This is a genomic window from Enterococcus sp. LJL90 (assembly GCF_056924355.1).
Genome location: NZ_JBXPBQ010000029.1, coordinates 1 through 6,309 on the forward strand (window position 1 = coordinate 1; position 6,309 = coordinate 6,309).

7 protein-coding genes and 1 pseudogene are annotated in these 6,309 nt (G+C 32.7%); 5 read left to right on the forward strand and 3 right to left on the reverse strand.

The genetic code is table 11. The annotated features are described in order from the left end of the window. Nucleotides 1–56 precede the first annotated feature (56 nt). Nucleotides 57–311 carry a transposase gene (locus AC1Z3S_RS19680; RefSeq protein ID WP_301528219.1) on the reverse strand — a complete coding sequence of 85 codons (255 nt, stop codon included), beginning with the start codon at nt 309–311 and terminating at the stop codon, nt 57–59. Nucleotides 312–828: 517 nt separating this feature from the next. Between AC1Z3S_RS19680 and fic the strand changes: the two genes are divergently transcribed. The 3 genes from fic to AC1Z3S_RS19695 all read left to right on the forward strand — a co-directional run bounded on the left by fic (nt 829) and on the right by AC1Z3S_RS19695 (nt 3,325). Beyond that, the gene (fic, locus tag AC1Z3S_RS19685) at nt 829–1,431 is read left to right on the forward strand and encodes a protein adenylyltransferase Fic (protein ID WP_461741788.1); all 603 of its coding nucleotides are present in this window, start codon (nt 829–831) and stop codon (nt 1,429–1,431) included. A 177-nt stretch (nt 1,432–1,608) separates the two neighbouring features. Beyond that, nucleotides 1,609–2,616 (forward strand): hypothetical protein, encoded by a 1,008-nt coding sequence (locus AC1Z3S_RS19690; RefSeq protein WP_461741789.1) that lies wholly within the window; start codon nt 1,609–1,611, stop codon nt 2,614–2,616. A gap of 511 nt (nt 2,617–3,127) precedes the next feature. Further along, the gene (locus tag AC1Z3S_RS19695; protein ID WP_265460403.1) at nt 3,128–3,325 is read left to right on the forward strand and encodes a hypothetical protein; all 198 of its coding nucleotides are present in this window, start codon (nt 3,128–3,130) and stop codon (nt 3,323–3,325) included. Nucleotides 3,326–3,557: 232 nt separating this feature from the next. Here AC1Z3S_RS19695 and AC1Z3S_RS19700 read toward each other — a convergent pair whose 3' ends face one another. Both AC1Z3S_RS19700 and AC1Z3S_RS19705 read right to left on the reverse strand, forming a co-directional pair. Beyond that, on the reverse strand, nt 3,558–4,055 hold the full coding sequence (locus AC1Z3S_RS19700; RefSeq protein WP_461741790.1) for a hypothetical protein: 498 nt from the start codon (nt 4,053–4,055) through the stop codon (nt 3,558–3,560). After that, nucleotides 4,055–5,020, reverse strand: coding sequence for a ParA family protein (locus AC1Z3S_RS19705; protein WP_461741791.1), 966 nt, complete (start codon nt 5,018–5,020; stop codon nt 4,055–4,057). Before AC1Z3S_RS19705 ends, AC1Z3S_RS19700 begins: the two co-directional genes overlap by 1 nt. A gap of 371 nt (nt 5,021–5,391) precedes the next feature. On the opposite strand from AC1Z3S_RS19705, the gene AC1Z3S_RS19710 reads away from it, so the two are divergent. Both AC1Z3S_RS19710 and AC1Z3S_RS19715 read left to right on the forward strand, forming a co-directional pair. Beyond that, nucleotides 5,392–5,712 carry an XRE family transcriptional regulator gene (locus AC1Z3S_RS19710; RefSeq protein ID WP_461741792.1) on the forward strand — a complete coding sequence of 107 codons (321 nt, stop codon included), beginning with the start codon at nt 5,392–5,394 and terminating at the stop codon, nt 5,710–5,712. A gap of 280 nt (nt 5,713–5,992) precedes the next feature. Next, nucleotides 5,993–6,309, forward strand: a pseudogene (locus AC1Z3S_RS19715) (primase C-terminal domain-containing protein); the annotation flags it as partial.

The window sequence follows — 6,309 nt, forward strand, 5'->3', positions numbered from 1 at the left end:
CAACAAAGAAACAGTGTAATCCTTACACCAGTTTTCAATAAATTGAACAAGCGAATTTAGGTTTTCCGAGAGAATATGGCTGCGGCTTTTTTTAAGATTTCAAGTTCCTCTTTCAAACGAGCATTTTCTTTTCTCAGTTCAGCCACTTCTTTTCCAGTCAGTCCTGTGGACTGATTAGGTAAATATAAATTCTTCCATTTGTAAATCGTTGCTTCAGATAAGCCATATTCTTTCGCCAACCCTCGAACAGAACGTCCAGTTTGATTCAGTTCAACAATCATCTGTTTAAAATTTTCTTCATATCGGGTCATAAAAATTCATCCTCTCGTAGATAAGTTTAATTTATTCTTGTCTCTACGAAAAGCTGTCTAAGATTTGATACTAACACCAGAGAGAATAGGTATATTTTTCAAACAACTCGACGATACTATCGCTCTTCATCAGCGTAAGTTAAGTTTACTACAAGAGCAGAAAAAAGCATTCTTGCAAAAAATGTTCGTTTGAACTCTATAAAGTATAGCTTATCAAATAATTAGATTACTATTAACAACAGTCGTATTAACTACATTTGGGTTTGGAAATATTACGATTATGTTTAGTAGAATATTTATAAAAATGCTAATGATGATAAATCTCTATGTTACTGGTATGTCAATGCAGCCAGAATCCTCTTATGGTGTAGTTAATCTTGGACTAGGTAGTTTTGGTTTGATTTCTTTTGGAATCTATAGCCGTTTTAAATTGATGTCCAACGAAGCAACATAGCTAAATGAACGACCTAAATTTTCCAAAAAATATTTTCATAAAATTTAACGATGAGGTGATACTTTGGTTTTAGACAATAAACTAGGACTAACAAATTCCGCTGAATTAGCGAAACAAGAAGAGCTATTAACAAAAAAGCGAGCCAAAGAGCTTTTTGAGTCTGGTAAGATAAATGACCTTGAAATTGGGACGTTTAAAGGATTAGCCGACATTCACCATTTTGTATTTCAGGATATTTACGACTTTGCAGGAAAAGTTCGCGAAGTCAATATTGCAAAAGGGAATTTTCAATTTGCGCCACGTATATTTTTAGAGCAGTCTTTAAATTATATCAATCAATTACCGCAAGAAACCTTTGATGAAATTATTGATAAATATTCAGATATGAATGCAGCTCACCCGTTTAGAGAAGGAAATGGCCGAGCAACTCGAATATGGCTAGATTTAATTCTGAAACTTAAACTGCACAAAATAGTGGATTGGAATAAGATTGATAAAGATGAGTATTTAAATGCCACGATCCGTAGCACGGTAAGCACTAACGAACTAAAATATCTGATTCAACATGCCTTGACAGATGATTTGAGTAAAGAACAATTCTTTAAGGGAATTGATGCGAGTTATTACTACGAAGGCTATTACGAAATTAAGACTGAAGACATCTAAAATGGGAGTAGAAAAAACTTTGAACCAGAAACAAAAAAAGGGGATACAAACATGACTGAAAAAAATTTAGAACAACAAAACATGCAGCTGTTAGAGATACAAGGAGAGTCCAGAGAACAACTGATTCAAAAATTAGCTTAAAATTATCTTAGTACAGGAAGGTACACGAAAAACCAAATGAGTATTTCCCCAACAGTCATGTCAAGCGTAATTGCAACAAGTGGAATAGGCCTTACTGCTATTTCTTCAAGTTTTTCTTCAACATTGTTCATGGCAACAGCAAATCCAGATTTACTTATGAAACTGTCTAGTGGGGGAGTAGGATCTTCAGTTATGGGAAGTGGAGGTATTGTTGGTCAAGCTGGTTTTATTCCAGTGGCAGCCTCGTTACATATAGTAGCCCCAATTATCGCTATGCAAGTAATGAGCACGCTAGTTATCATGGAACAATTCAAAGTCGTTAATAAAAAATTAGATGTTATCCAAAAAGAAATCGATCAAATTTTATTACGTCAAGAAGTAACAAGTATAGCTGATTTGTCTTCTGCTATTGACGTGGTAGATGAATTGTATACCCAGTATTCAACAATCGGTCATTTTTCCCAAGATATGATGATTCGATTGGCTTTAGTAGAAAGAGACGGTGGAAAGTTAAAAGCTCGTTATGAAATTCTTGATAGTCTCAATGAGAATACAGCTTCAGCATATAAAAACAGTGATGCTTACTTTACTCTTCTTTCTAGCTTATTGCTTTTACGTATTAAGTATTTAAGACTATGTTTAGATACTCAAGAAAATCCAGAATGCATTAAGTATTCTACAGTTAATTTTCAAAATATCTTAGAACATACATTATTTGTTTATGGAAATTTCCGTAATCGTAGTAAAGCACTAAAAAAATTGAATGATTCAGAAGGAGATTCCAATAATAAAAAAACTTCAGGTAAGCTAACTAAATTTATACAGAATGACACTAAAAAAGATCTTATTAGGGAAGAGTATATTTCAATGCTAGAAATTGAAAATAAAATAACTGAAGATTTTGGTTCTGCAATACAAGAAATGAGAAAACTTCAAAAAATTGATAATAGAAACAATTCAGATGCCAACTTGTTATATTGGCAAGACACGACTGGAGTACACTGCATTGCAACGAATGAAGATGTACTGTCTTTAAGTGACTAAATCGGTGCTTTTGTTCTTATTTACTCATAATAAAGTGATAACTTATTAAATGTTGACGTATATTGGCCAATCCCAACCTACTAAAATAACAAGCTGACGGACATTCTAGATGAACCTAATAATCAAATGGCGGAAGCAAAGGAAGAACGTTATACGCATAATTTATTAGTGAAGAATGTAGATAAAAAAGAAAAAAACTGAATTGGAAGATTCCATTTATAGTTCAAATAATCTTGAAACAGGTTCAATTGGATTTAATAGAACCGGGAAGGCTGTCATATCAGCTGTTAATAGTATATTTGAAGTTAAAGTGGTACAAGTGTAGGTAATTACCATAATTTTGTTGCGATGTATGACGGATGGACAGACTGTGTTAAATATATTAAATACATTACAGTCCCAAGTACTTTGAAAAGTTATAGCACAACAACTTTTTCTAAAAAGATTTAACATATTTATGAAAGAGAGTTATTTACACAGATGAAAAACGCTTCAAATCGGAGGTGATTAAATGAAATTAAGTAATATTGAACTACTCGATATCCATAATCGTTCAGTGGTAGAAGTAATTAATCCTCTTACTGATATGGTTGAATTTTCATACAGCAAGCATACTTTAGAAATTTTACTTGCTTTTGCAGGAATTGACTTATCAGAGTTCATATTATCAATTAGTAACTATCAGAAGAAAGACCTTTTGCTTGATTGAATACCTATAAAGACCATGTAATGTATTACATTATCAAAACATTACTATTAGTAATGCATTACAATACAATAGGGAATATTTCGAATTGTATTTGCAATCAACAAATGTCAAACACTTAATAGCAGATAATTGGAAAAATAGTATTACAATACTAATAGTAACATATAAAAAATGTATTAGCATTGCAATAAAAGACTATTAGTAATATAAAACATTACTAATAGTCTTTTATCTATTTTTTTATATTATTAAAGTTTTCAATATTAATAGGATACTTAGAGTAGTCTTTAATATGTTCGTTCGCTTCTTCTTCATCAATTAATCCTAATTGCAAAAAATGCTGCCAGATAGCATTCTCCAAGAAATCAGAGAGGAAACCCTTCGTACCTGAGATTTTCTTGGTGTTTTTGCTATCACTATGAACCAAACTATCTAACTTTCTAGCTGTGTAATCACTAATTTTATAAGTTTTATTGACCGTTTCAATAACATCTTGGTCTTTTCTAAGACTGAATCCAAATTTACTTTCTTTATTACCAGTTGATTCTTTTTTTACATCTGGGCTTACGGCTTCAGAAATATCGGCCTCAGAAGACACGGGCTTTTTTTCAACATTAGTTTTGATTTCAGCCTCCGGAGGAGTAAGAGAATCTTCAGGAGTTTCAATATTTCCTAATTCGTCATCAAATGCACTTGGGAAATCTCCCGAAGCTTTTCGTTTTCGTGGCATTATTCTTCACCTTCACTTTCTTTTAAAAGGTTGTTAGGTATTACCATGGTTTTACCATTCTCGTCAAGCAGGCCGTATTCGTTCATTTCTTTGACTAGTCTGAAAAAGTATTGTGCAAACTCATTGTCTGGGTACCCCATGGTGATTGGCATTCCTCGACGAATTAATTTATCCGCAAACTTAATTGATCGAGGAATTTCAGTATCAAAATAACGATAGTTATTGCGGTTCGCATATTTCATCATAGAATTGATAACTTTTGCATGGACATTTGTATTATATACTTTATTAGCTAAAATACCGCCTATTCTTAGATTCGGATTGAATTCTTCCTTGAGTGTGTTCACCCTTGAAATTAGTTGAGTAACACCGTCAACACTACTAATATCAGGCTCAAAAGGAATAATGACAACGTCTGAAATAGTCAAAACTGAGGATGTCACCTGCTTTAATTCAGGTGGTGTATCAAAAAATATAAAGTCATAGTCTTGCTCAACGTCGTCAAAAGCTCCCTCTAGTGCATTGAAATAATTTGAACTAGGGTCAATCTTTTTATTCAATAATTTTTTTAAACCTTCAATACTGGAGATTTGGCTAATATTTTCTCGGAATTGTTTAATCAACGCTACAAACCAGCTTAAAATATTATCTCTAAATTCTTCCATTTTATCGAATTCTAGGTAGTTATTGTCTGCATTTGCCGGTAGTACATCAATTTGAGTGTCATAGGTAGAGACAATCGCCTCTTTAACAGTACCAGTGCCCATGAAAACGTCATAAATCGTGTTATCGTCTTTGTTGACTTTGACTTGAAATGATTTAGTAAGATTTCCTTGTGCATCTGAATCTACAACTAATATTTTAGCCGATGGAAAAGATTTACGAATTGCACCAACTAAATTCAAAGTTATAAGGGTTTTTCCGACTCCGCCTTTATTTATTGCGACGCTAATTTTCATTGCCATATTTCTTTCCTCCTGCTAGAAATATATTAGTCATATACTACATTACTTTTAACATGACTAAAGTATGACTATTAGTATTCTTTTAACTTACTGTTAAGATACCATAAATTGTAGTTGCTAGCAACAACAAAAACTTGATTTATAGGAAAAGTTGTTCAACGATAATGTAATACAATACTAATAGTCATGTAATACATTACCATTAGTATTGTACTGTTCAAAAAGAAAAGGGTTTGTTGCAATTAAGTAATGCGTGTTTACAGACATTTACCTTTATTGTTGCGTCTAATTTTACTTGTATTCACGAAACACAAATGCTAAAATTATGACGATAACGAATTGTTACTAGTAACAACAGAGGAGTGTTCTTTATGGAGGAAAATTCGAAGGAGTTCAGAAATGAATACAATCGCTATGTCTTGCGACTTCTCGTAAACGAATATTATGTGAGTAGACCGGAATTAGCTAAGGCGGCTGGTTTATCACTGGGATACGTTAGAGAATTTGATAATGGGACACGAGACTTCGGGAATGCAGCGTTGGATCAATTTGAAGAAATTATCAACACAAAATTCGAACCTTTATTAATGCAGCATGACTATGAACTTTCTAAAGTCAAAGAAGCGCTCAAAAATGTAACTAACTCTGAAGAACTAGAAGCTTTTAAGTTGTCTTTACACGATATGATATAAAAATAAAAAATTTCAAATAAAAAAAAGACAAACTTTGAAAAGTGAATTGGCGTTCACCTTCAAGTTTTGTCAAACAGATGTCTTTTCTTTTTTCATTTGGTACTCTATTTCCAACAATTTTAGTTTACCAAAATTCGAAAAAAATTTCAATATGAAAAGGCTTATTTGAGTGCACAACTATGCGGTTTTTGCTACTTTTTTAAGCATTTTTAATATTTAGAGGACACTGTGTTATTTAGTGTCCTCTTTTTTGTACTCAAAATCGAAAGGTGGTGTTCCTATGCAAATCCAAGAAGTCTATTCATTGTTCTTAAAACAAGGCATTCGTCAGTATAAATTCAAAAACAGCAAGATCAAACCGATTGACTACAAATCGGATGGAAAAAAAGGTGCTATATTCGGTTTCCGGTCAAAAGAGAAAATGGCCGCCGGCCGTGGAGTTGTCTTGACTTCAGAAGAAGCCATTTTAGATAACTTGGATGGTTTTACGCATTGGACACCGAACGTCTATAGTTTTGGGACCTATGCTGACAAAGAAAAAAGCATTGTCAAAGGCCATGCTGAAAACAATTTGAAACAAATCAACACGTTTTTAAT

Bases quoted from the DNA above. Each gene is read 5' to 3' on its own strand.
- AC1Z3S_RS19680 (WP_301528219.1), bottom strand. From the start codon at position 311: ATGACCCGATATGAAGAAAATTTTAAACAGATGATTGTTGAACTGAAT.
- AC1Z3S_RS19690 (WP_461741789.1), top strand. From the start codon at position 1,609: ATGAGTATTTCCCCAACAGTCATGTCAAGCGTAATTGCAACAAGTGGA.
- AC1Z3S_RS19695 (WP_265460403.1), top strand. From the start codon at position 3,128: ATGAAATTAAGTAATATTGAACTACTCGATATCCATAATCGTTCAGTG.
- AC1Z3S_RS19700 (WP_461741790.1), bottom strand. From the start codon at position 4,055: ATGCCACGAAAACGAAAAGCTTCGGGAGATTTCCCAAGTGCATTTGAT.
- AC1Z3S_RS19705 (WP_461741791.1), bottom strand. From the start codon at position 5,020: ATGGCAATGAAAATTAGCGTCGCAATAAATAAAGGCGGAGTCGGAAAA.
- AC1Z3S_RS19710 (WP_461741792.1), top strand. From the start codon at position 5,392: ATGGAGGAAAATTCGAAGGAGTTCAGAAATGAATACAATCGCTATGTC.